The organism is Acinetobacter sp. SWAC5 (genome assembly GCF_003419885.1).
Classification (GTDB): domain Bacteria; phylum Pseudomonadota; class Gammaproteobacteria; order Pseudomonadales; family Moraxellaceae; genus Acinetobacter; species Acinetobacter cumulans.
In genome coordinates this window covers 126,535-149,727 of the sequence record NZ_QUWR01000003.1, presented here as the reverse complement: position 1 = coordinate 149,727, position 23,193 = coordinate 126,535, and the positions used below count along the sequence as shown (strand labels likewise).

Annotated in this window: 20 protein-coding genes and 1 riboswitch; of the genes, 6 read left to right on the top strand and 14 right to left on the bottom strand. The window is 39.9% G+C overall.

The window, feature by feature from the left end; all coding sequences use genetic code 11:
• Nucleotides 1–356: 356 nt before the first annotated feature.
• The 10 genes from DYI81_RS03520 to DYI81_RS03475 all read right to left on the bottom strand — a co-directional run bounded on the left by DYI81_RS03520 (nucleotide 357) and on the right by DYI81_RS03475 (nucleotide 13,695).
• Complete coding sequence (locus tag DYI81_RS03520; protein WP_106984976.1) at nucleotides 357–1,628, bottom strand: MFS transporter; 1,272 nt, start codon at nucleotides 1,626–1,628, stop codon at nucleotides 357–359.
• Between the two features lie 101 nt (nucleotides 1,629–1,729).
• Nucleotides 1,730–3,976 (bottom strand): TonB-dependent receptor, encoded by a 2,247-nt coding sequence (locus tag DYI81_RS03515; RefSeq protein WP_117006730.1) that lies wholly within the window; start codon nucleotides 3,974–3,976, stop codon nucleotides 1,730–1,732.
• Nucleotides 3,973–5,259, bottom strand: coding sequence for an MFS transporter (locus DYI81_RS03510; protein WP_117006729.1), 1,287 nt, complete (start codon nucleotides 5,257–5,259; stop codon nucleotides 3,973–3,975). The genes DYI81_RS03515 and DYI81_RS03510 overlap by 4 nt, the downstream gene beginning before the upstream one ends.
• A complete protein-coding gene (locus tag DYI81_RS03505; protein WP_106984973.1) occupies nucleotides 5,253–5,627 on the bottom strand; it encodes a hypothetical protein in 375 nt (124 codons plus the stop codon). Before DYI81_RS03505 ends, DYI81_RS03510 begins: the two co-directional genes overlap by 7 nt.
• Entirely contained in the window at nucleotides 5,624–6,268 is a 645-nt protein-coding gene (locus tag DYI81_RS03500) for a GNAT family N-acetyltransferase (RefSeq protein WP_117006728.1), read from the bottom strand. Before DYI81_RS03500 ends, DYI81_RS03505 begins: the two co-directional genes overlap by 4 nt.
• A 29-nt stretch (nucleotides 6,269–6,297) precedes the next feature.
• The gene (locus DYI81_RS03495) at nucleotides 6,298–8,166 is read right to left on the bottom strand and encodes an IucA/IucC family protein (RefSeq protein WP_117006727.1); all 1,869 of its coding nucleotides are present in this window, start codon (nucleotides 8,164–8,166) and stop codon (nucleotides 6,298–6,300) included.
• On the bottom strand, nucleotides 8,163–9,623 hold the full coding sequence (locus tag DYI81_RS03490) for a SidA/IucD/PvdA family monooxygenase (protein WP_117006726.1): 1,461 nt from the start codon (nucleotides 9,621–9,623) through the stop codon (nucleotides 8,163–8,165). Before DYI81_RS03490 ends, DYI81_RS03495 begins: the two co-directional genes overlap by 4 nt.
• The gene (locus DYI81_RS03485; RefSeq protein WP_117006725.1) at nucleotides 9,616–11,439 is read right to left on the bottom strand and encodes an IucA/IucC family protein; all 1,824 of its coding nucleotides are present in this window, start codon (nucleotides 11,437–11,439) and stop codon (nucleotides 9,616–9,618) included. Before DYI81_RS03485 ends, DYI81_RS03490 begins: the two co-directional genes overlap by 8 nt.
• Before the next feature lie 444 nt (nucleotides 11,440–11,883).
• Entirely contained in the window at nucleotides 11,884–12,351 is a 468-nt protein-coding gene (gene ybaK, locus DYI81_RS03480) for a Cys-tRNA(Pro) deacylase (protein WP_117006724.1), read from the bottom strand.
• A 147-nt stretch (nucleotides 12,352–12,498) separates the two neighbouring features.
• Nucleotides 12,499–13,695: an alkane 1-monooxygenase gene (locus tag DYI81_RS03475; RefSeq protein ID WP_117006723.1), complete on the bottom strand. Its 1,197-nt coding sequence runs from the start codon at nucleotides 13,693–13,695 to the stop codon at nucleotides 12,499–12,501.
• A 189-nt stretch (nucleotides 13,696–13,884) separates the two neighbouring features.
• On the opposite strand from DYI81_RS03475, the gene DYI81_RS03470 reads away from it, so the two are divergent.
• Nucleotides 13,885–14,820: an AraC family transcriptional regulator gene (locus DYI81_RS03470; RefSeq protein WP_117006722.1), complete on the top strand. Its 936-nt coding sequence runs from the start codon at nucleotides 13,885–13,887 to the stop codon at nucleotides 14,818–14,820.
• Here the strand turns inward: DYI81_RS03470 and DYI81_RS03465 are convergent.
• Nucleotides 14,815–15,459 (bottom strand): hypothetical protein, encoded by a 645-nt coding sequence (locus tag DYI81_RS03465; protein ID WP_117006721.1) that lies wholly within the window; start codon nucleotides 15,457–15,459, stop codon nucleotides 14,815–14,817. The two genes, DYI81_RS03470 and DYI81_RS03465, sit on opposite strands and share 6 nt — an antisense overlap.
• A 53-nt stretch (nucleotides 15,460–15,512) precedes the next feature.
• The gene (lpxB, locus tag DYI81_RS03460) at nucleotides 15,513–16,691 is read right to left on the bottom strand and encodes a lipid-A-disaccharide synthase (RefSeq protein ID WP_117006720.1); all 1,179 of its coding nucleotides are present in this window, start codon (nucleotides 16,689–16,691) and stop codon (nucleotides 15,513–15,515) included.
• A 116-nt stretch (nucleotides 16,692–16,807) separates the two neighbouring features.
• Between lpxB and DYI81_RS03455 the strand changes: the two genes are divergently transcribed.
• From DYI81_RS03455 to DYI81_RS03440, 4 genes are all read left to right on the top strand, one after another.
• Nucleotides 16,808–17,404, top strand: a complete 597-nt coding sequence (locus DYI81_RS03455) for a hypothetical protein (RefSeq protein WP_130125644.1) — start codon at nucleotides 16,808–16,810, stop codon at nucleotides 17,402–17,404.
• Nucleotides 17,405–17,538: 134 nt separating this feature from the next.
• Entirely contained in the window at nucleotides 17,539–18,435 is an 897-nt protein-coding gene (locus DYI81_RS03450) for a sulfite exporter TauE/SafE family protein (protein ID WP_117006718.1), read from the top strand.
• A 127-nt stretch (nucleotides 18,436–18,562) separates the two neighbouring features.
• Nucleotides 18,563–19,654 (top strand): 3-deoxy-7-phosphoheptulonate synthase, encoded by a 1,092-nt coding sequence (locus DYI81_RS03445; protein WP_165382478.1) that lies wholly within the window; start codon nucleotides 18,563–18,565, stop codon nucleotides 19,652–19,654.
• Between the two features lie 75 nt (nucleotides 19,655–19,729).
• On the top strand, nucleotides 19,730–20,254 hold the full coding sequence (locus DYI81_RS03440) for a protein tyrosine phosphatase family protein (protein WP_106984960.1): 525 nt from the start codon (nucleotides 19,730–19,732) through the stop codon (nucleotides 20,252–20,254).
• Here the strand turns inward: DYI81_RS03440 and ispF are convergent.
• A complete protein-coding gene (gene ispF, locus DYI81_RS03435; protein ID WP_106984959.1) occupies nucleotides 20,242–20,730 on the bottom strand; it encodes a 2-C-methyl-D-erythritol 2,4-cyclodiphosphate synthase in 489 nt (162 codons plus the stop codon). The genes DYI81_RS03440 and ispF overlap by 13 nt on opposite strands.
• A 99-nt stretch (nucleotides 20,731–20,829) precedes the next feature.
• On the opposite strand from ispF, the gene DYI81_RS03430 reads away from it, so the two are divergent.
• Nucleotides 20,830–21,477: a hypothetical protein gene (locus DYI81_RS03430; protein WP_106984958.1), complete on the top strand. Its 648-nt coding sequence runs from the start codon at nucleotides 20,830–20,832 to the stop codon at nucleotides 21,475–21,477.
• A gap of 144 nt (nucleotides 21,478–21,621) precedes the next feature.
• Here the strand turns inward: DYI81_RS03430 and DYI81_RS03425 are convergent, their stop codons facing one another.
• Entirely contained in the window at nucleotides 21,622–22,866 is a 1,245-nt protein-coding gene (locus tag DYI81_RS03425) for a D-amino acid dehydrogenase (RefSeq protein ID WP_106984957.1), read from the bottom strand.
• A 162-nt stretch (nucleotides 22,867–23,028) separates the two neighbouring features.
• Nucleotides 23,029–23,119: riboswitch (glycine riboswitch) on the bottom strand.
• Nucleotides 23,120–23,193 lie beyond the last annotated feature (74 nt).

Genomic DNA, 23,193 nt, shown 5'->3' with positions numbered 1-23,193 from the left:
AAGCTTACTATTTTTTGTTGTTTTTTCTTTAGCGCTCTAATGTGCTTATGTAATCTCAACAAGCGATAAATGGAGAATAAGCACAAAATAACATCGGAGCCGTACAGTCAAAATAATTCTATCTTCTACAGCTTTTCCAGCTTAAGCACATAAAAAGAGATCAATATTCAGCAGTATAAATAACGAATCAACGCGAAAAAAATAGGCTAAAACAAATCTTCACTTAACATGAATCAGCCAATCAGACAAATCTCAATAGCTTGCTACTTGATCGTGATTGGCTTAAAACATAAATATTGATGTAACTATGCAGACTTAAGTTCCAGCATAAAAATTGATAAATTTAACTAGTCAATTTAACGGGCCAATTCAGCTGTTTTTTCGGGACTGATTTGCTTGAATGCAAAAAACACCATGAGTGCAAACATCGTGAGCATTAAAAAATAATACGGATAAGACGTATGCCATTGGTATAAGCCAGTGCTTAGAATTGGCCCGATTACAAAACTTAAAGCTTGTGTAGCCGTACACCAACTAGCCACTTTAGCCTGCTGATGTTTAGGTGCAGTTTGCGCAGCACCTGTAGTAAAAGCAGGGATTAAACACGCTACCGACACACCATAAAGCACATAGGCCAGTTGGAATACTCTCAAATGTTCTGTGCTGACAGATATCCAAAGTGCGATACTCATTGCAACCAAGCCCACCCAAAGTAAGGTATATACAGACCATTTGAGCTTTTTAGAAATCAGCACTTGCATCACCACCAGCGAAATTCCCACCAGTAACGAGCATTGAGAAAAATATGTCGCACCTTGTAAAACACTGGTTTTAAAGTGGTCTTGAATATAAAAGCCAGCGGTTAAATTAACCGTAACGATAGCCAAGTACAAACTAAACCCGAGTACCAGCCATGCCATTGAGCGCTTTAAACTAAAGTTTTTCCCCTCTGTCAGTACTTCATCTGAATCTAAACTCTTGCTCTGTTGAGCCAAAGTACTTGTAGATTCAAGGCTGATTGAGTTTTCTGAACTGGCATCCTTTGGCTTTTGCTGGTCAAATAACACAACAATCACCACACTAATAATGCTCAAAATCGCAATAGCAGCCCAAAGTGGTGTCATCATGCCCCATGCCAACAGTAATGTGGTCAAAAATGGCCCAAATACCACACCTACGCTATTGAGCGCACCAAATTTTGACATAGTTTTTGAGCGTAGCTGTTCTTCTTCATAACTGGTCATAACATGGGTTTGTAGCGCAATTTGTGGCATTGCCATAAATACCCCTGTACTGGCGCGCGCCAACATGAGTAAGGTAAATAGCAACATTACGGATATTTGCGCCGTAAGCCCATACATGAGCACACCACTAAACAGTCCCCACGTGACTGCCATGCCAATAAAACCAATGCTCAGCAATTGATAAATTGAAAACTTTGTTTGATTTTTACTGATATAAATTGCAGCACACGCCATGAGGAGCGCACCTATAGACACCATGGCACCCGCTTGAAGCTCCGACAGCTGTAACTTACGAACCAGTGGTGCAAGTAAGGGTAAAATCATGGAAAAACTTGCGCCATTGGCAAGGCTTGCGGCAATAAAAATCTTATTATTTTGCTTCATTGTTTTATAACTCATACGGCTGACATGTTTATAAAGCAAAAAAGGCAGCTTGCGCTACCTTTTTACGATGCACTGCATAAAGCGGAAAGATTGTGTGAGTTTTAATATTTCAAACTATAACTCAAACCATAGGTTCGCCCTTGTGCAGGCAAGCTCGAAATTGGGCCATATACCGTAGATACAGACTGGCTATATACAGATTTATAGTCATTGTTCCATACATTATATACACCTAAACCTAAGTTACCTGGCCCAGCTTTGGTATTAAAAATCACATCCATCGTGCTAAAACCTTTAATTTCTGCTGGTGCACGTGAACCATATTTTTCAGCATCTTTTTTCGCTTTATCTGTCCCCCCTACTGCAAGTGCTTGCACACGTAAGCTCATGTCATGATCAAATTGCCATTCAGAAAAAACTGTCCCTTTTAAAGGAGCTACACGGATAGCGTCCAGTTCTTGCCAAGCACCTGTGGTATTTTTAAACTGGCCGCGTGTATAAGCCAGAGTTCCCCCTACTGTCCAATCAGGCTGTAACTGATAACTCATATTGCCTTCTAGGCCATAAACGCGCTCATCCGTATCAACGACATCAATGGTAAAATTTGGCTGTCCAAATTTAATCGATTTATTAGAGTCATTATAAAAAGCCGACAGCCCTGCATTTAACCCTGTTGCAGACTGTTTACGCCATCCCACTTCATAACTATTGACTTTAATTGGCTGAATACTTTTGTTGCTTACCTCAAAACCAGCAGGCACATCACGGAGCATACGCTGTACATCGGGTAAATTAGCCCCTTGTGAAAAATTAGCAAACAGCTGTTGCTCGTCTGTTAAATGATAGACCGCACCCAAATTAAATAAGGTTGCATCGTGGTCAATTTTACCGCCATTGAGGGTTTTGGCCTGATAGCCTGGCACATCATTGGCGACCACTTGTTCTGAATACGGCGTAGAAGCTGCAACTTTACTTTCTACATATTCTTGACGCACGCCTGCTTGTACACCAATTCGGTCTGTTACATCCATTTGAGCTTGTACGAAAGCACCAATTTTACTGGTTTCAACATCTGGCCCAAAACCATATTTGCCCTGTGCTTTAAAGTTTAGGCCATTACTTTGCTGGAAAGTATTGAGGTCATAACGGCGAAAAGTTGCACTGTCTTTTTCATTTTCATAGTCCACACCATAAGTAAGGCCTAATGTTTTATTTGCGACATCAAAGTCTTTTTGTAAGGCAACACGTGCCCCCAATACCTCCATTTCACTTTCCGACTGACTCACCAAAAAGGTTTTGAGTGAAGGATGATCAAAACTATTTACAGACGGATAAAAGCGTGCAACTTCATTGCGGTAATATGCTTCTACATTCAGATGGTGGCCCAAAAAGTCTTGATTTTCGTATTGCGTATTAAAGCCATAACGCTCTGTTAGAGGTTGTTCATCCAACTGTAAGCCTTTAACAGCATGCAAGGAAGGTGTTTGCCCTTGTAATAAAACGGCTAAATTTGACCCATAATCTGGCCCATATTCACTGTCTTGTTCATCGTGAAAATAATTTGCACCAAAACTTAAATTTTGCCCATCAGCAATTTTCCAAGACACGCGACCATTTAAATCTAGCGTATCTGTGTCTTGGCGATCGGTCTGTGCAACTTCAGGGCCAATTCGCTTACCATGACTGTCTTGAAATTCACCACGCTTGGCATAGCTTGCACCTAAAGTCCCTTTCACATCGCCCTGATTAAAATTCATCACTTGTGAAACTTCATAAGCCATGGCATCAGATTTAATATTATTGCCTGAAGTCACACCTAATTTGGTTTCAAAACTTAAGGGTTCATCACCACCACGGCGCGTAATAATATTAATAATACCGCCAGTTGCGCCTGAACCATAAATACTGCTGGCTCCTGAAACCACTTCAATACGCTCAATCATGGCAGGGCTAATGCTGTTTAACTGACGTGATAAATCTCGATAACCCGTTTGTGGTACGCCATCAATCATATATTGCACGACACGGCCACGCATGGTCATGCCATAGTTAGATGTTGTACCTGAACCTGCTGTTAAAGATGGAATTAATACGCCCAAGATGTCTGAGGTACTTTTACCCGCATTCGATTGTTTTTCAATTTCTTGACGTGGAATGCTATAAACCGTTCCTGCAATATCAGCAATATTTTTGGCTGAACGTGTTGCAGTTACCACGATGGTTTCCATTTTAGTGGTTGAGGGCTCAGTTGAGGTATTTTCCGTACTGTTGATGTCGGCAGCATATAGCTGTGTACATACAGCAAGACTCAAGCAGGTCAATTGCATTGGAACAAAAAAGCGTTTCATGGGTTTTCCTCACTGTGTGACACAGTATTTTTTTGACGAAGTTTGTGTTTTTTTATTTGTGAAATTATGAGTTGGCTCAGTAACACGCTAAGCACAGATCCAATAGCCAAAACCAAATAGAAATGACCATAACCAAGTGCTTTGGCCAAAAAGCCTGAAAAAGCTCCGCCAATGAAATACACCAGCAATTCGAAGCACACTAAAATGGTGAAATCTGTGCCTGCTTGGGCTTTAGATGCGCTTTGCATGAAGTAGGCATACAGCGCTGTCATGGCGATATAACGAATGGCCAGCATCAGCACAACGCAAAGCGCCAAGAATAAATGCCACTGCTGGAACCAACCTAAAACAATGGCAAAGCCCATAACGGCATAAAGCGCCGTACGACACCATGCAGCCCAAATGAGTAATTGGGTTGAGGGGATTTTTTTTAGTAGGAAGGCAGCACTGACAGCCGCCAACAAGCCCACACCCGCCCCAATCACAGACATCAATACGCCAATTTGTGAGAGTGACCATTGTTGGTCGATGAGCATCGGATTAAGCATGGCCATTGCTGGTGCTTCTACCACGCGATAACACAAGATTAAGGCCAAAGCCCACAATATTTCTGGGCGTTTAAAAGCACGTTTTAAACTAGGACGGGTGTCAACGAATGCTTCTGCAGTTGTCGATATTGTAGATTTTTCTTGTATAAAAAATATCGCTAGCATGGTCAGTGCCGTCAACACAGCCAAACTGGTCAATGCATATTGCCAGCCATAGTATTGATACAGCCAAAGCGTAGCAGCCCCACCAATCATGCTCCCCAATGCAACACCAATACTTTGTGCCATACTGCCAAAACGGTAATCGGCATCTTTAAAGCTTTCTACGGTATAACCATCAATGGCAATGTCTTGCGTAGCAGCAAAGGTGGAGATCCATAGCCCAACGATGACAAATACCCCTAAACCATAGGAAAATTGCGTCATGGCCAAGGCCAATACACCTAAAACTAAGGCAATTTGGGTCACAAACAACCATGTTTTTCGTTTGCCTAATTTTTGAATATAAAAGCGATCTATATATGGCGCCCAAAAAAACTTAAAGGCCCACGGCAGATACAGCAAAGACAGCATGCCAATCCAACGTAAATCGACACCTTGGTGCCTCAAGATTGCAGGCAACGCCACATTATAAAAATACAGGGGTAGCGCATGAGCCAAATACAACACAATCACAATACCCAAGCTCAATGCTGTAAGCCCCTGACCTGTTGCTTGTTGTTTTGCATTTAACATAGCCACCTCTGAACAGCCCATTGCAACGCATCTGTACGGTCTAAAGTGACGTAATACGGTACACGCCATGCTGCATGTAAAGACGGTGCATTTAAACGTTGCTGATCTGCTGGATCTTGTGCAATGCGTACCAATCCCAAACAGTATTGGAAAAAATCTTGCTTATAGCGCTTGTACCATGTGGCTTGTAGCTGTCTATATTGCTCTGGAAACTCAGTCACAGGCTCAGTTTGCATGACCAAAACAAAATGTTGTTGCTTTAGAAAAAAGCGCTCTACCTGACTCAGCCATAGCTCAAACTCTTCGGTAGAAACATGCGCTGAAAAGCGCATGTCCATAATTTGGATATGTGTGGAGGCATAGCTCATAACATGGCCTCAGTCTGCGCTACAGGCTGTATCTTCTTTTGAGCTTGCTGAGATGCAGTCAAATAACCGCCAAATTTTTGATAGAACTTATCTTTGAAGCAGTAATACAGCATGGCGGTTTTTTCAGGCATTGGAATTAATCGCTGTGCCTCATAACAAAGCTCTTCTACTACAACTGCATAAGGTTTCACCGTATGGTCTGGCTCACCCACAATTTTTGTGGATGGTGCATGTTCAAAGATATAAAAACCCAACATTCGCATCACGGGTCTTAAATATCCCTGACCAAATGCAGACTTTTCACCAAATAACAAATGCCAGCCTAAATCTGTGTCATCCCCGTCGTAATAGCGCCCCAAGCGGTCGCGCTTACCTTCATAAATTTCGGTATAGCCCACATCCTGCCCATTCACACCAACAATCAATATTCGGTGATGATCATCCGCCAAGGCTTTTTCATAATAGACCTGTAGCTCAAGTTCAGATTTGTTCAGTTGCCACTGTGGAATGACATGCGGCTCATGCATCCATTTATGTACCAAAGCCATATCTTCTGGATATCGCATTTGTCGTAAATAGAATTGCGTCTCATTCTCATGGTATTCATAAAAATCAGGCAGTTGACGCGATAAAGTAGTCATTATTTTCGTCCTAAAAAATGTCTTAAATGTTATGAAATAGCTGGCTGTTGCTTTGCTGACACAGATGGTTGAGCTTTATTCGATGTAATCTGTGTTGCCCACTGCGCTAATGTTTGTGGGCTTACAGGATTTGCAATTGGGTCTAGAAAAACTGGAACTGGGCGTTTTGCCTCATCGTTATAACTGGTGGTAAATAAACGCACGCGATTGAGGCAAATTTTGTCGTATTCAGGTCTAAACATTGCAAATTTTTCAATACGTTCAGCCCATTCAGGGTGCGCCTGATGAAATGCAGCAATCACATCAGATATGGTTTGCCAAAACTCAAGTTCGCTGTGCGAAGGAAAATCTTGCAAAAATACATTACAGATATAACGGTAATGCACCATAAACAGCCCTGTGAAGATAAAATGACTGAGTTCTAAGGCACTATGGCGCAGTAATATTTGTGCTTCAGCAGGTAAATTGGCCAGCTCGGCAAAATCTTCATCCACCAGATTCACATCATCAATAAAGTCTTTGAGTACCATTTTTTCAGGTACACCCTGACGGTGAATCAGCATGGTATTTTCACCATGTGGTGAAAAAGCCAAACCATATTTATAAAGACAAATTAGCAATGGATGAACACTGACTTCAGCAAAGCGCTTTAACCATTGCAATGGACTTAAACCTGAAGCGTCAATTAACACTTTTAAAATAGATTCACCATTGGCATCACGATGCAAAAGCGCAGCTTGAGACAGCGCAGACTGACCTACGCCAATGCACGGGTCTACACTTTCGCGCCACAAACAACCAAATAACTCTTTAAATTGATATGGCGCGCCTTCAATTTGGTCATAGCAAGGCTGCTGTATGGTCAATGTGGCAATTTCGCCCAAGAACTCTACACCAGAAACTTTTAAATCAGGATCTTGTTGCTGAATTTGCTTTAACCATGCCGTGAGTGCTGGCGCAGCTAAATTACGTTTCGATGGTAAGCCACGATAAACCGCCGTATTTAAAATACTGACAGGGAGTTTGACGTAGTGACGTTGAGGCTGACTGATATTGCATAAAGTTCGAATGGATTGCATCGGAACATATTGGTCTTGCCCAATATCCAACTCAATTATGCGCTGTGACACGATTTCATGAGCATAAGTCGCCACCAACCATTGGTGCCATTGCCATGCATGTACTGGAATGAGGAAATAATCTGCTGTCGATAAACCACGCTGAAATAAGATCTCTTCAAAATGATTTCGTTCAGATGCACTCAACTCATATTCATATAAACGACTGGCTTGCCATTCTGCTGTTGCACGAAACTGTGCTAAATCACGGTGAACCGCCAACCACAGCACTTTAACTTGTGGTGAAAGCTCGGGGGCACTGGTCACATAGTCATCATAACCAAAGCCCATACGCCCCTTACTCATAATTAACCAAGGGTGACCGCGCAGCATACCTTCAATTTTATAGTGAGGCTCTGTGAGTACCGCTGTACTTGGCAGACGGTGCTCAAGCATCACATGCGCTTCTGCCAACCACGTATTGTTCATCTCTTTCATTAAATAGGCTTGAGTAAACGGCTTTACATTCGCTTGAATGGCAAAAGCCTGTATAAATGCATGTAAATTCCATGCTGGCTCAGTATTTAAATCAGGATCATCTGGTTGATTGATTGAAAACTCGCGAACTGAACCTGTTTCAATCTGCCAATGCCCAAGCAAATATTGCTCACCTTTAAACTGATAAACCTGTCCGTTTAACACCAAATGGTAGGTCCTTGGTGCTATTTTCGTGACGCTCATCATTTCTTCATATAAAAATTCAGCAATCGCCATTTCTATTAATTGCTGGCCTGCACGGCGCCACTCTTTTTGACCAATCTGTAACTTTGCAAATTTCATGATATATACTCAAATACATTATTTTTCTGTGTTTTTAGCCCTTTTAATTCAAAGCGTTGTGTCTGATCGTTCAACTTTTGAATGCAAAATTGCTCCTGCATCGGCACCGTTTGATGCGCTGTAGACACCAGACTTAACTCTGGGTTTTTTTCAGGCCGAAAGTGCTGAAAACACTGAGCTTGGTCGCTCATTTCATACAGCTCATATCCTACTAATTGATTGGCAATATGGGCCGCGCGACATGCACCTAAACCTAAGTCGGGTGTACCCACACCATGTGTATGCAACTCTTGGTTTTGTACGTAAATTTCGCCTAGAGCATCATGTGACAACCGGTAGTCACGATGCACTTTCCAACGCCCTTGTTCATCGGTATGAATTAAGGGTTTTAGGTATCTTAAAAATTCAAATTCTGGACTGACATAACCTGTTGCTGCTACAACACAATCAGCCTGTAAAACAAACTGTTGCTCTGTGACGGTATGTTGGAAATGCAATTGAATTTTGCCTTGCACATACTCTGCATGCTTTAAATGTGATTGCGCATGTAAGTGCGTCATTTGCTCTCGTGTACCAATACTGCGGTGATACAGTTTTTGGTAAATTTCACGAATCGTTTGTGCACTAATGCCCTTATACAACAATGCTTGTTGTTTCAATTGATCCGCTTTTTGCGCTGCACTGAGTTGATAAAAATGCTCGGTATAATCTGGACTAAAGTGCTCCAAGCCAAGCGGTGCATATTCCATTGGGAAAAACCCATTAGACCGTGTAAGCCAGTGCAACTTATAAGGCAATGCTTGACGAGTAGATCTTGGCTGACGCTCTTGCGCATGCTGCTGATCAAACAAGTCCATAAAAACTTCGGCAGCAGATTGACCTGAACCCAACACCACCACATTACCACTACGCTGCTGACCACTCTGGCTGAGGTACGAAGCCGAGTGTAAACATTGTTCAGGATACTGTTGTTGCAAGCTCTGCAAGCACACAGGTAAATGAGGTACATTCCCTGAACCAATCACCAAATGACGGCATAGAAAATGTTGTAATACACCATCTTGCTCGACCACAACTTCAAAACCATGCTCTTTGGCATAAATAGCTTTGACACTCGATTGATATTGAATATTGCTGAGCTGATCTGCGACCCATTGGCAATAATGGTTATATTCACGTCGTGGAATTTGCGAACGTTCAAGAAAATAAAACTTATATAAACGTTGCTGTGCTTTTAAATAATTTAAAAAACTATAAGGACTGGTCGGATCAACCATCGACACCAAATCGGCCATAAATGGTACTTGCAAAACGGTATCTGATAACTGCATCCCCGCATGCCAATCAAACTGCGCTTTTTGTTCAAAAAAGCGATATTTCAAATTGGTTTTATCTTGTAATAAGCTAGCCAAACTTAAATTAAATGGCCCTAATCCAATTCCTATAAAATCAAGCATAGCGTGCATCCTTTTGTTTAAGTTGCAAAGGATTGTTCAATTGAACATACACCGACTGTTGTTCTACAGGTGCAATGAGCTCATCAAGCTCATGTAAACGCGTTAAAAGATTCGCTTTGTACGGTAGAGTCTCTTGGTAAAGCAAAACATGTAATAGGCTACTTTCAGGATATTGCGCAAATAAAACCAATAATCGCTGCTGTAATTCATCTAATAGCTGTTGTTCCTTAATCCACCCCGTTGCACCAATGGCATTAATCAAACCAAATAAGGTATTACCAAAGAAATAATAACTAAAACGTTCATCTACAAATTCTTGCGAGCCTACAGCGTGGGCCTTATCGGCTAAATCTGGAAATAGCGATAGTACTTCCTTTGCCCGCTCTTGAATGTAATAAAAACCTTGATTGTCGCGAAGCCACAAATATTTAGGTAAGCCATGTTCCAGTTCAAGTAACACATTTTGCTGATGTGACTCAAATGCCATGCCATATTGGTGATACACATGCATCAACGGCTTTAAAGAAATATCGAGGAACTTTTGGAACCAATACAGCGCAATTTGGCCTCGATCTTGTGCTGGATTTTGCTGATGCAAATAGGCAAATAACGTGTCAAAACGATTTTGTGCTTGGCTTGGATGATCCTGACATAAGGATGCAATACAGCTTACTTGTTGCGTCTTATCAAAGGGCTGATCTCTAAAAATGCAGATCGTTTCATTGATGATTTCATCTTGCTGTTTTAGTGCAATCCAAGCTGGATCATTCAATGCTTTTAAAGTTGGGCATTGCGCTAATATTTTCTGCCCTAAAGTACTGTGCCATAGTTGATGTGTCATTTCGCCCCGGTAGCATTCTTTGGCTAAATTCACGCGGATCGAGTTGGTAATCATGACAGATAACGATGGCTTCAACATCCAAGGCGCATCAAAACTTGCCAAAGTTCGTACTGAAGTTGTCGGTGAAAATGCCCAAGCACGCTCACCTAAATCGATGATTTGATCTTGCGCCTTTAATTGCTTAAACCACGGCTTACACTGCAAATAGCGTGCTTGCCAAGGATGTAATGGCAATAATTTATAATGTGGATATTTTTCTAAGCATGCATAATCTGTATTACTTAAATGTTTGTATAAATGCTGTTTCAATTCACTCGAAATAGACGTATTGAGAGCATTCCCTTCTGCAATATAGTCTGGTGCGACCAACCAATAATGCATTGGGGTCTGTGACTTGGCTTCTGGTGAGAAATTTGTCCAGTCTTCATGCACAAAACCCACTCTACTTTTGGGTGCAGGATGCATGCTATGTCCTAAAATTAAGGCCTGTTCAGTTTCTATAAAACTTTGTTCGAGCTGAATAAAATCGTCAAATTCATGCTGACGCAGGGTTAAAAACTGCGTAAGTGCATCTCGACTTTCAATCCAACGCTCCAACAATGATGCAGGATCTAAACGTGTTGTTTGACAGGGTTGCACTTCTTCTTGCGCATCACCTACACGTGATGTCATTACAAGCTCTTCTAAAAGTAAGGCCACCATAGCCACACAGCTCATATTTTGAAATTGCCCCTTACTCCTTACTTTGGGCAACGTAGCTATACGATGACGTCCTACTGTACTCACATAGGAGAGCGGCACCAACAGCTGAGACTGTATTGCATCTAATGGCAATACCAATAACGTCAAGCCTTGGCTAAACGTCAGTTGAGATGAATTTTGTTGATACTTCTCGAGTAAAATTGATTTACCCGTTTCTTGTGAGTATGCATTGACAAGATGCTGCATCGCCAAGCGACTAGCAAGCGCTTTCATCTGACCATATCCTCTGTTTTTAAACTCAATTTGAGCCTTTCATATATTTATGTTTCTTTTAATGCACAAATTTTGTGACTGCGCTGGCCAACGCTCAAAAACATATTAATGATAATCATTATTGTTAACATTTGCACTTTTGTGAATTTTTGCTAACAAATTCGATTTTTTGCTGTAATAAACTGTTTTTTAGTTATTTATTTTTTAATATGAATATTTCTGCTGAAAAGTATTAGAAATATTGGCATGGGACTAAATGATAATATTCTCATTTACGATTGTTTTTATCATTTTCTAAGCGTAATCCCTCCCCATAAGAAAAATAAATAAAATTTATCTATTTGTAATAATTATATTTTTATAACAATAAAAATGAACCTCGTAAAAAAAGCACAATATTGTTCATATTGTGCTCTGCATATCATAAGTATGAGAATAAAGCTGTTATTGATCTAAAACATCGACAAAGTCTGCACCCAACACTTTGGCTAAATCTTGCGGTTTTAAGCCAATGTCTAAACCACGCTTCCCGCCACTCACATAAATTTTAGCTAATGTTTCAGCACTTGCATCAATCACTGTTTTTAGTCTTTTCTTTTGCCCAACAGGACTAATCCCCCCGACCAAATAACCCGTGAGTCGTTCAGCATCTTTAGGGTCTGCCATTTTAAGCTTTTTACAGCCAAAAGCCGAAGCCACTTTTTTTAAGTTCAGTTGATGATTCACAGGTAACACAGCCACAAAATAGTTTTTTTCATCGGTAACCATAAGCGTTTTAAACACTTCTTCTACCTGTAAACCAAGCTTTTCTGCAGCTTCTAAACCAAAGCTTTTCGCATCTGGATCATGCTCATATTCATGAATAGAAAATTCAATTTTTTGTGCTTTTAGTAGTTTAGTTGCTGGAGTCATAGATATTCTGATGCTTTTTAAACAGTGCCTTATTATATGCCGATACAACTTCCATACAATGACCGATCCAAATCTAAACCTATTCAAAAACATAAAACCCATACTTGTGTATGGGTTTTATCGAAATTTTAAGAGCGTATTAATGTTTTAGGATAGGCTTAAGCCAAACTTTTTGAAGATTCGATCACGGCGTTTTGGGTGAATATTGGCCTTGGTCAAATCCCCTTCATAATGGTCATAGACACGTTTATCCATCATCTTAAACCACAAAGAAGGAATCAATGCAGGTATAAGCATAGTTGCATAACCACTTGGTAGCTCAGGCGCTTCATCAAAATGACGTAAGGCTTGGAACGGTCGTGTTGGATAAGCATGATGATCTGAATGACGCTGCAATTGGTACAAAAATAAATTTGTCACAATGTTGTTATTATTCCAACTATGTTCAGGCATAGTTCGAGCATAAGAGCCCTCTTCTTTTTGGGTGCGTTTCAAACCATAATGTTCAATATAGTTAATCACTTCAAATAGGCTAACACCATAAAATGCTTGTGTAGCCAAATACGGCGCAACTTTTTTACCAAATAAAGACAACATTGTGCCATGAAAGCCAGCACTCATTGCCCAGCCATGAAATAACTCATTTTCTTTACTAAAGAAAGATAAGCCTTTACGTTTTAAACGATTTCTTTCAATTTCAACAGCCGACTTTATGCCACCAAAAACAGTTCGTGGCCAAAATTCATAAAAGGTTTCACCCATTTTAGATGAAGCAGGATCTTCAGGCGTCGCTGCACGTTTATGGTGCCCATACGGATGCTCAATACGAAAGTGGTTATACGCCAAAGGCATCAATGTTGCATGTGACCAGTAATGATCTTTTTTGTTAGGACGGTGGCAAAGTTCATGTGCTGTATTTACAGCTACACCATTAATTGCTCCCATCGAAATCCCAAGTAGGACTTGATCCAGCAAAGAAACATTTTTACGTGTAACCACATAGCCAGCAAACACATTGGCAGCCATTTGTAATGGAATAAATACTTTTACAATACGGTCATAATATGGGTCTTGCACCAACTGCTTAATGTCTTCATCACTTGGATTGTTGTCATCTGAGCCAACCAAAGCATCAATCGTTGGAATAATCACATGCAGTAATAAAGGTCCTCCCAGTGCAAACACTTTTTTGGTTGCTTTAGGACCAAAATGATAACCTGCCACAATCCCCATCCCAATGACAGGTAAACCTGGGCTAAGTAACCAACCAAATCTTTTTTTGTCGAGTTGACGTCCTGTACGAAGTATTGTGTTCTCTGACGTGAGTTGTAGAGGCGCATTCATCTGGCAAATTTCCTTATTTCTTTTACTGTCTTTATCTTTGTAGAAATAAGGCCGTAACAAAAGTCTTGAGCGTCCAAAAAACCTATGCCAAAGTCTTTGGCTTAATTTGATAAATAATGACCTACAGACACTCTTTCTGTTATGTTTGGATGATAAAGCAAAAAGAAATAGGAAAGAAAAACAAAGCACATGGACGCTTTAAGTAAAATTTTCGATGATATACATTTAAATCATTCTGAATATATCTATTTGAAAGCCCAAAATAATTGGGCCTTCCAGCATCAAGAGCATGGCGCAATGGTGGCCTATATTATGATGCACGGCCAATGTGTATTACATATTGCAGACAAGCAAATTATGCTCGAATCAGGTGATTTACTTTTAGTCCCATCAGGTCTTCCTCACTTATGTACCGCATCCAAAAATGCAGTATTTCAAGATGCTACCGATATTCATCCACTTTTTGATGAAAAGCACCAAAAGACCATTCACCTTAAATCTGAACAACACCCTAAACATGAAGAAAGTTTAATTTTAGCCATTCGTGGTCGTGTAGACAGTATTATGGCCAAGCCTTTATTTAATGCACTGCCCCACTATTTACATATTCATCATATTTTAAGTAGCACAGCCCCAGAATGGTTGCAGATTGGCTTACAATTTCTTGCCGTTGAGGCCAATCAAATTCGACCTGGTCGTGACAAAATTCTCGATCATTTGGTGAGTATTTTATTTATTGAATGTGTGCGTGATCACATTGCACAGTTAAGTGATTCACAAAATTGGTTAAATGCCCTCACACATGTTGAACTTTCTAATGCTTTGGCTGCCATACATGGGCAACCTGAATTTGCTTGGACAGTAGAAAGTTTGGCTGAACAATGCTGTATGTCACGCTCTAAATTTGCCAATTTATTCACTCAAATTATTGGCGAAACACCTTTGGCTTATTTACAGCAACATCGACTCCGCTTGGCATCACAACATTTACGCCATGGTGATTTATCTATACAACAAATTGCACATCGTGTCGGCTATTCATCCGAAACTGCTTTTAGCCAAAGTTTTAAACGCTCTTATGAACTCACGCCAAGTCAGTATAGAGTAAAGCACACAAGGTTATAATGAACTAGTTGACTGAATAATATTATAAATTTCTTTAGCTTCGATTTCTTTTCGTGCTTGAAATTTCCCATAATTAGAAAAATGAAAATGCTTATAAACCACAGTATTTTCATCATAAAAGACTTGCAAATGATGACTATGGATTGATTTAGGATCACTTAACCAATTAAATTTTTTACTTTTTCTCATTAACATAAATACTGAGTTAGAAATAAAAACTGCTTTTTTCTTATTCGAAAATATTGCACAGTTAATATAATCTAAATGTTGCTCATTCAAATCATCAATTGTTAGCATATTTCTACCAACAGTCGGTACATGCAACAATTCAATAAATGAAATTTCATTTGCAAGTTCACATGTTAATCCAATTTTGGCAAATGATTGATGATACTTTTTCCCATCACCTTTATAATTTTTATGCAAGAATGGATGATGCATATTATATTTTCGCCAAAACTCGACTCCATTCTGGTGATATTGAAGAAGAAATGGGAATACATCCTGTTTCTCAATATCCGCTGAATAGTTTGCATCTAAACCTATAAACAAATATTTAGCATCAATAGGACAACAGCCTTGATAAGGCTGATCTTTAAATAATTTTTGTAGCCTAAGACTCGGATGTAATTGGTACATTATAAACTCTTATGTTTCTGACTATCCTAATTTGTATAGTTTCTCACTCTTAATCAAGCAGTTTCTAACATCGATAAAATTGCAGCAACAGGGTCTTCACTGTTACCAGACAAAAGCTGTTTATGCATCGTAATATGTTGCATTGCTTGAATTTGTGCTGTTTCTATATCCATCAAGCGTTCAATTTCAGTTGCTAGTTTTGCTGCTGTTGCATCTTTTTGAATCAATTCCTGAATGACTTTTTTACCCGCAATAATATTCGGCAGTGAATAATACGGTATTTTAACCAATAGCTTGGCGATCCAATACGTGAGAGTATTTAACTGATAGAAAGTGACCATTGGTCGGTGTAGCAGCATTGCTTCTAAGGTCGCTGTCCCGGAGGCTAAAGCGACAATATTTGATGCATTCATCACCTGACGACCAATTTTAGATTCAGTATCTGTATTTTCCAACAAATGAATTTTTGCTTTAAGAGGCGCTGGATATTTTTCTAGTAAGGCTTCAATTTGCTGTTTACGTGCATCATTAATCGCTGGAATTAAAAACTCATAATCTGGGTGTTTGTGCATTAAAATTTGTGCAGCATCAAGTACCAACGGTCCTAAGCGCTCAATTTCACCACGACGACTCCCAGGCAAAAGTGCAATATGCTTTTGATTTTGCGCTAAGCCCAACTCTGCCTTAGCTTCGGCAATCGGGTTTTGTAAAGGCAATTGGCTAGCAAGTGGATGTCCCACAAATGCGGCTGGCACATCCCATTTTTTATAAAATGCTTTTTCAAATGGAAATAAGCACAGCACCAAATCAATGCTGGCTTTAATACCATGCACACGCCCTTGTCGCCATGCCCACACTGAAGGGCTAACGTACTGCACAGTTTTAATCGGTAGCTGCTTTTGCTTTAAACTTTTAGATAAACGTAAATTAAAATCTGGTGCGTCAATGCCAATAAAAACATCAACAGGATTTTTACTCCATGTTTCGACTAAACCGTCGCGAACTGCAAATAACTTTTTAATATCTTTTAAAACTTCAACAATCCCCATCACCGATAAAATATCCATCGGATAATAACTTTTAAAGCCTTCTGCAATCATTTGCGGGCCACCAATGCCTTCAAACTCTGCATCGATCCCTTGCTCACGAAAACGGCGGATTAGTTTAGCGCCCAAGGTATCGCCAGACACTTCCCCAACAACGATGCCAATTTTAAGTTTCCGATTTTGCAAGATTTAATCCTTTGTCTATCTAAATCATTATTGTGCTTGATTCTAACATAAACATTTCTTTATAAATGAAGTTGCACAGCGCAATACGCCATCTCATTGAGCACAAAGGAAATCTTTTGTCTAAAATAACTACATGGTTACATCAGGAGCTGATTCAGCCTGCACGCCAAATCTGGCAACTTACACTCAAGTATTTTGCGCTCTTCGTCATTGCTTCTGCTCTGCTTCAAGCAATCACGTTTTTAATCATACCAAGCGTGTGGTTGCCTACAAAAATTGAACATCTCGCGCTTAAAAAGCCTGAAAATCAAATCAATCTGGGGAAAACACAAAATATCGTGTTGCAACAAGGCTATAAAAAATACCTTGCACGTTGTACATGGCAAATACCAGAAATCAAACAACTATGTGAATCGGCAGCACATCATCAGCAACTCAACATACAATCCGTGCAATTTATTTATCTCAGCACAACATTTCAGCTGTCTAAAGGCTCAAAGAAAGAAGTCTTTATTCAAGCGATGAGTTTAGTTACTGACCACACCGCTACGGCGCGGCACATCCATGCTACAACGCAACAGCAGCAACAGTGGCTTCAAGCACAGTATCAATCCACGCACATCATCCGCATGCTTCTCCTCATAAATATGCTGTATATGGCTCTGGCTTCTTGGTTCAAAATAAGACATCGGTCTCACTCAGTTCCAAAATAAATGCTTTACCAATGACCTTTTGCTTTACACGTGTAGCTTTATCTTTTTTTTGCATAAGCAAATCAGTAATCAAGACAACAGCTTATATTTAAAAGTCATAAGATAAGCACGTTTTTTGATTATGGCATATAAACATGTTTGGTCCTTTAGAATTTATTATGGCTGGTGTTTTAGTTGGTTTCTGTGTCGGTATTACTGGCGTAGGCGGTGGCTCACTGATGACTCCAATTTTAATCAGCCTATTTCGAATAGAACCTCACATTGCCATTGGTACAGACTTACTTTATGCCGCAATTTCAAAATTTTGTGGCTCTTTAGTACATGCCAAAAAACTTAATATTGTATGGCCAATCGTCATTTGGCTTGCTGTTGGTAGTATTCCAGCATCTTTTGCAACACACTGGGTACTCGACACCTACTTAAGTCAATCAAGTAGCTATAAAGCTGTACTCACAACAGTACTTGGCTTTATGCTGACTTTGACTGGCCTATCTATTATGTTTCGTGGCCATATTGAACGTTTCTTTAATAAATTCCGTCAGGCCAATACCCAAGACGATATGACCTCCGATTTAGAAAATGTCAATTTTCAAGCCAAAAATAAGCGTCTTTATATTGTCATTATGGGGATTGTGCTCGGTATCTTCGTTACACTTTCATCTGTAGGTGCTGGTGCATTTGGTATTATGGCCTTAGTGCTCATGTTTCCAAATTTACCCATGATTCGCATTATTGGCTCAGACGTTGTTCATGCAGTTTTACTGACTTTTGTTGCAGGTATGGGACACATGACATCAGGCAACGTCGATTTCCATCTATTAGGTTGGTTGCTGTGTGGCTCAATCCCAGCGATTATCGTAGGTACGCTTATTAGTTCACGTTTACCAGAAAAACTGATTCGTAAGATCTTGGGCATTACCCTGTTTGCACTGGGTGTAAATTTTATGATCAATCCAGTTAAAGCAAAACCTGAAACAGCGATGATGATTCAAAGTACATCGCATGCAGAAATTAAAACTGTGAATGTTTAAATTTCTCATACGATTCATCACTTTTTTTTAACCGACCTATTGATCTTTTTTATAACAATGAAGCTGTACATTCATGTTATATTCAGTTCATGAAACAACCTTTTTGTATGAACAACCAGTGACGGCAATGAATACTTTACAGTCAAATTCTATTACCCAAAACGATATCGATGACGTGAATGTAAAAAGCATTCAGACTCTCGTAACACCAGCACAATTAAAATCAGAACTGCCACTGACTGAAACAGCATATCAGACCGTGTTACAAGGCCGTGAAACTGTTCGTAATATTTTAGATGGTCAAGACAAACGCTTATTTGTGGTGATTGGCCCTTGCTCTATTCACGATACTAAAGCGGCACATGAATATGCAGATCGCCTTAAAGTATTAAGTGAAAAAGTTAAAGATACGCTTTATATCGTGATGCGCGTGTATTTTGAAAAACCACGTACAACAGTCGGTTGGAAAGGCTTAATCAACGACCCAGATATGAATGACTCATTTAATATTGAGAAAGGTTTACGCTTAGGCCGTCAATTACTTCTCGAATTAAATGAAAAAGGTTTACCTTGTGCTACAGAAGCTCTCGATCCAAACTCACCACAATATTACCAAGACTTAATTTCTTGGTCTGCAATTGGTGCACGTACCACTGAGAGCCAAACTCACCGTGAAATGTCATCTGGCCTTTCATCACCTGTAGGCTTTAAAAACGGTACAGATGGTGGCCTCACTGTGGCAACCAATGCAATGCAATCCGTAAAACATGGTCATAGTTTCCTTGGCTTAAATGAAGATGGTCAAGTGTCTGTCATCAATACCAAAGGTAACCCTTATGCACATGTAGTATTGCGTGGTGGTAATGGTAAACCAAACTATGATGCAGGTTCAGTTGCGGAAGCAGAAGCTGCTTTAGCTAAAGCGAAAGTAAGTGGCAAAATCATGATTGATGCCAGCCATGCCAACTCAAATAAAGACCCGTACTTACAGCCTTTAGTACTTAAAAATATTACTGAACAAATTCAAGACGGTAATAAATCAATCGTAGGTATTATGGTTGAAAGTCATTTAAAAGGTGGTCGCCAAGATATTCCAACTAATTTATGCGATCTTGAGTATGGTAAATCCGTTACAGATGGTTGTATTGATTGGGATACCACCGAAAAAGTCTTATTGGAAATGGATGCAGCCCTTAAAGAGTTGCTCCCAAACCGCTAAGTCATCCAAAACGCCATCGTCAAGATGGCGTTTTTACTCTATAGTAAAAAGGGATTAGAACTTTAAATACAGCGTATGAATGATATTGAAAATAGTTTGACTCAAATTGATCACTTCCAGTTTGTTCATGAACATTTATTTAGCTCAGGACAACCTTCAGAAGCAGAACTCAAACACATTAAAGAATATGGTGTAACCACTGTAATCAACCTTGCACTGAGTGATGCGCCAAACCATCTACCACAAGAAGATCATTTGTGTTTAGATCTGGGACTCAACTACATTCAAATTCCAATTTCACTAGATACGCCTTCTGACGCACAATGTTTATTGGTACTGGATATGATTGATCATTTGGTACAAGAACAAATGGTGTGGGTTCATTGCACAGATAATTTTAGCGCCAGTTGCCTGATGTATTTATATCGCCAATTTTATATGAATATTGATATGCCAACTGCGCAGGAATATTTGCATCAAATTTGGGAACCTAATGCAACGTGGACAGGACTCATTCATGCTGTAACTGTGCAACTCCAAGGTCGAAAATCAACCCAAGAGTTACAGTACTCAATGATCCATCCAGATCATTTTGCGTGAGAAATTAACACCGTTGCGGTGGATAAAATCCCTTCTTGACGACCAGTGAAACCTAACTGTTCAGTGGTCGTTGCCTTTACGCTGATTTGTGTTACATCTACATTTAATACATCTGCAATGCTTTGACGCATAGTCAAATTATGCTTGGCTAATTTTGGGCGTTCGCAAGCGACCGTAATATCCGCATTATTCAGTACATAACCACGATCTAATATCAATTGATAGACATGTTTCAGTAATACACGACTATCCGCACCTTTAAAGTTTGGATCTGTGTCTGGAAAATGCTGACCAATATCTCCAAGTGCCAATGCACCTAACAATGCATCACACAAGGCATGAAGCACAACATCACCATCTGAGTGTGCCTTTAAACCATGTGTATGTGGAATTTGAACGCCTGCCAATGTAACAAAGCTACCTTCTTCAAAGGCATGTACATCTAGGCCCTGACCGATACGAATTTGTGCAACCACCTTATGTTTCCTTAGAAATAAACGATTGGAATCTTGTATTCACGCTTTCTATTTCGCTATAGTTAGGTCAAGCGCAACGTAATGAAAGTATAAGCGATCATGCTGTTGAAAACTGATAAAAAAATCATCAAAAACTTTAGATTAGCCATCATCCTTGGCTATTTTTGCACGCCTATGGCATTTGCTGAAGCAATTCAATGCATACCAGCTACAACATCGCTCAAAAAAGTGTGCTCTGAAGCATTTAGCACACAACGTGAAAAACTTGACAATTTATATCTAACGGCCAGTTTAGTCACTGATGCGCCTTTAAGTATCATTCAAGATACGCAGTACATTTGGCAAAATCGATTACAACAATGTAAAAGTATCGATTGTTATAAGCAACAATTTGAGCTACGCGCTGATGATCTCAATATTTTTGTTTCACTCAATCAAAGCCTAACACAGCATTATTTAAAGTTTGAACACGGGACATTCGCACAACCATTCACCCAGCTTAAAGTTCATCAACTCAGTAAAGATCGTATTAAAATTGAAGGCTTGTCTTATCGTAATCCCAATAATCGTGCTGAAACACAAATCATCCCCTTTCTAGCCTATACTACACCAGATCAAAAAAACGATATTTTAGACAATGAACATGATTGTAAATATCAGTTCAGCTACAGCAAAGCAATCCTTTCCGTGCAGAGCAAACAACAAGGATGTGAACGATTCGTAGGGATTTATCGCCTCTATGATTAATGTAAAGGCAACTTCTGCACCTAGAAAAAATTAAGGATATAAAGTGATCTCATCACATTACCATCGCTATAAAAATATAGATGGTTTTGCAATCAAGATCCCTCTATATCCCCTTCATTTCAATTAAAAGGTCTCATCGCGCATTTAAATAGGATGACTATGTGCCACTTGCTGACTAATCATGGCTGCCGTTGCCGCTGAAAGCGTCCAACCCAAATGCCCATGCCCAGTGTTATAAAACACCCTTTCACGCTTGCCTCGATTTACGATTGGCATCATATTGGGCATCATCGGTCTTAACCCCGCCCATGGCACAGAAAACTCTGTCGAGAGTTCAAAATTACGATTTACCCAATCGACCAGAGGCTGAATTCGATCAGAACGTATATCTCGATTATAACCATTAAATTCTGCTGTGCCCGCTACTCTTAAGCGATCTGCGCCCAATCGAGAAGTCACAATTTTTGCACTTTCATCAAGTAAACTTACCCAAGGTGCATGTTTCTGGCTGGCTTCGTCCCTCAGTTCAACGGTAATGGAATAACCCTTTACTGGATAAACGTTTACGCGGTCACCCAACATTTCTGCCAATTGATAGCTTCCAACACCACCACATACCACCAAGGCATCAAACTCTAATGTCGTTGGCTCAGCATCTGAGCCTTCCATATTTTCGTCACTCGCCTTTAAAGCTAAACTCACACCACTTTGATGATGCTGAATAGATGTGACTTCATAACCAAATTTATAGTTCACACCATGCTTACGGGTAACCTCAGCCAGCCCAGTGGTAAATTTATGAATATCTCCTGTGGCATCGCCTGGGCAATAAAAACCCGCATAATAATCCCCAGTTAAGGCTGGCTCAATCTGCTTGATTTCATCATTACTTACGGCATAGCGTTCTAAACCACCTTGGCATAGCATGTCATTCACACCAATCGCCACATCATAATCTGCTTGATTATGATAAAAATGTAGAATCCCTCGCTTTTCCAAGTTGAAATCAATGTTTTCTTTTTCTGCAATTTCAAACAAACGTTGCCGAGCCAAAAGTGCCAACCTTACCGTCTCTTGGGTATTTTCTTTATAGTGTTTAATATTCCCCAAAAACTCCATCAGCCATGCATATTTATGAATACTAAAACTTGGATTAAGCAATAATGGTGCAGACTTTTGTGACATCCATTTTATGCCTTTAAGCACTGTAGCTTTTTGATTCCAAACCTCTGCATTGCAAGCTGAAAGCTGTCCTCCATTCGCAAAAGAAGTTTCCATAGCTGGATATAAGTGCTTATCTATCACTGTAACATGATAGCCAAGTAAGGCTAACTCATAGGCTGTTGTTACCCCAGTAATACCTGCTCCAACGACTGCAATATGACACATAATGCCTCCTTAAAATGTATGTTCTACACTTTAAATTGGGTGCCTCATCTGTCTTCCGTCATGATGATGACGACCTGAGAGCTTCAGCTTATACAGCCACATGCCATACAAACCTTCCTCCTTCGGTGAGCGCTTTTTTATTGTTCGCTTCTCTCCAGATATTGAATTGCTGCAGTCCTTTTGCCTGAGAGTTTCCTGAGGCCTTGCTCCTTCGGCGAACGTCTATATTACGTTTCTCTCCTACAGCAATTTGTAATCTTAATATGAGCAATTTATGTACCAACGAAAAGTATTAAAAGCACATAATTTGTTCATTATTTGTATAGA

What these genes read in the sequence shown, in the direction of transcription:
- DYI81_RS03520 (WP_106984976.1), bottom strand. Translation starts at nt 1,628, where the DNA reads ATGAAGCAAAATAATAAGATTTTTATTGCCGCAAGCCTTGCCAATGGC.
- DYI81_RS03515 (WP_117006730.1), bottom strand. Translation starts at nt 3,976, where the DNA reads ATGAAACGCTTTTTTGTTCCAATGCAATTGACCTGCTTGAGTCTTGCT.
- DYI81_RS03510 (WP_117006729.1), bottom strand. Translation starts at nt 5,259, where the DNA reads ATGTTAAATGCAAAACAACAAGCAACAGGTCAGGGGCTTACAGCATTG.
- DYI81_RS03505 (WP_106984973.1), bottom strand. Translation starts at nt 5,627, where the DNA reads ATGAGCTATGCCTCCACACATATCCAAATTATGGACATGCGCTTTTCA.
- DYI81_RS03500 (WP_117006728.1), bottom strand. Translation starts at nt 6,268, where the DNA reads ATGACTACTTTATCGCGTCAACTGCCTGATTTTTATGAATACCATGAG.
- DYI81_RS03495 (WP_117006727.1), bottom strand. Translation starts at nt 8,166, where the DNA reads ATGAAATTTGCAAAGTTACAGATTGGTCAAAAAGAGTGGCGCCGTGCA.
- DYI81_RS03490 (WP_117006726.1), bottom strand. Translation starts at nt 9,623, where the DNA reads ATGCTTGATTTTATAGGAATTGGATTAGGGCCATTTAATTTAAGTTTG.
- DYI81_RS03485 (WP_117006725.1), bottom strand. Translation starts at nt 11,439, where the DNA reads ATGAAAGCGCTTGCTAGTCGCTTGGCGATGCAGCATCTTGTCAATGCA.
- ybaK (WP_117006724.1), bottom strand. Translation starts at nt 12,351, where the DNA reads ATGACTCCAGCAACTAAACTACTAAAAGCACAAAAAATTGAATTTTCT.
- DYI81_RS03475 (WP_117006723.1), bottom strand. Translation starts at nt 13,695, where the DNA reads ATGAATGCGCCTCTACAACTCACGTCAGAGAACACAATACTTCGTACA.
- DYI81_RS03470 (WP_117006722.1), top strand. Translation starts at nt 13,885, where the DNA reads ATGGACGCTTTAAGTAAAATTTTCGATGATATACATTTAAATCATTCT.
- DYI81_RS03465 (WP_117006721.1), bottom strand. Translation starts at nt 15,459, where the DNA reads ATGTACCAATTACATCCGAGTCTTAGGCTACAAAAATTATTTAAAGAT.
- DYI81_RS03450 (WP_117006718.1), top strand. Translation starts at nt 17,539, where the DNA reads ATGTTTGGTCCTTTAGAATTTATTATGGCTGGTGTTTTAGTTGGTTTC.
- DYI81_RS03445 (WP_165382478.1), top strand. Translation starts at nt 18,563, where the DNA reads ATGAATACTTTACAGTCAAATTCTATTACCCAAAACGATATCGATGAC.
- DYI81_RS03440 (WP_106984960.1), top strand. Translation starts at nt 19,730, where the DNA reads ATGAATGATATTGAAAATAGTTTGACTCAAATTGATCACTTCCAGTTT.
- DYI81_RS03430 (WP_106984958.1), top strand. Translation starts at nt 20,830, where the DNA reads ATGCTGTTGAAAACTGATAAAAAAATCATCAAAAACTTTAGATTAGCC.
- DYI81_RS03425 (WP_106984957.1), bottom strand. Translation starts at nt 22,866, where the DNA reads ATGTGTCATATTGCAGTCGTTGGAGCAGGTATTACTGGGGTAACAACA.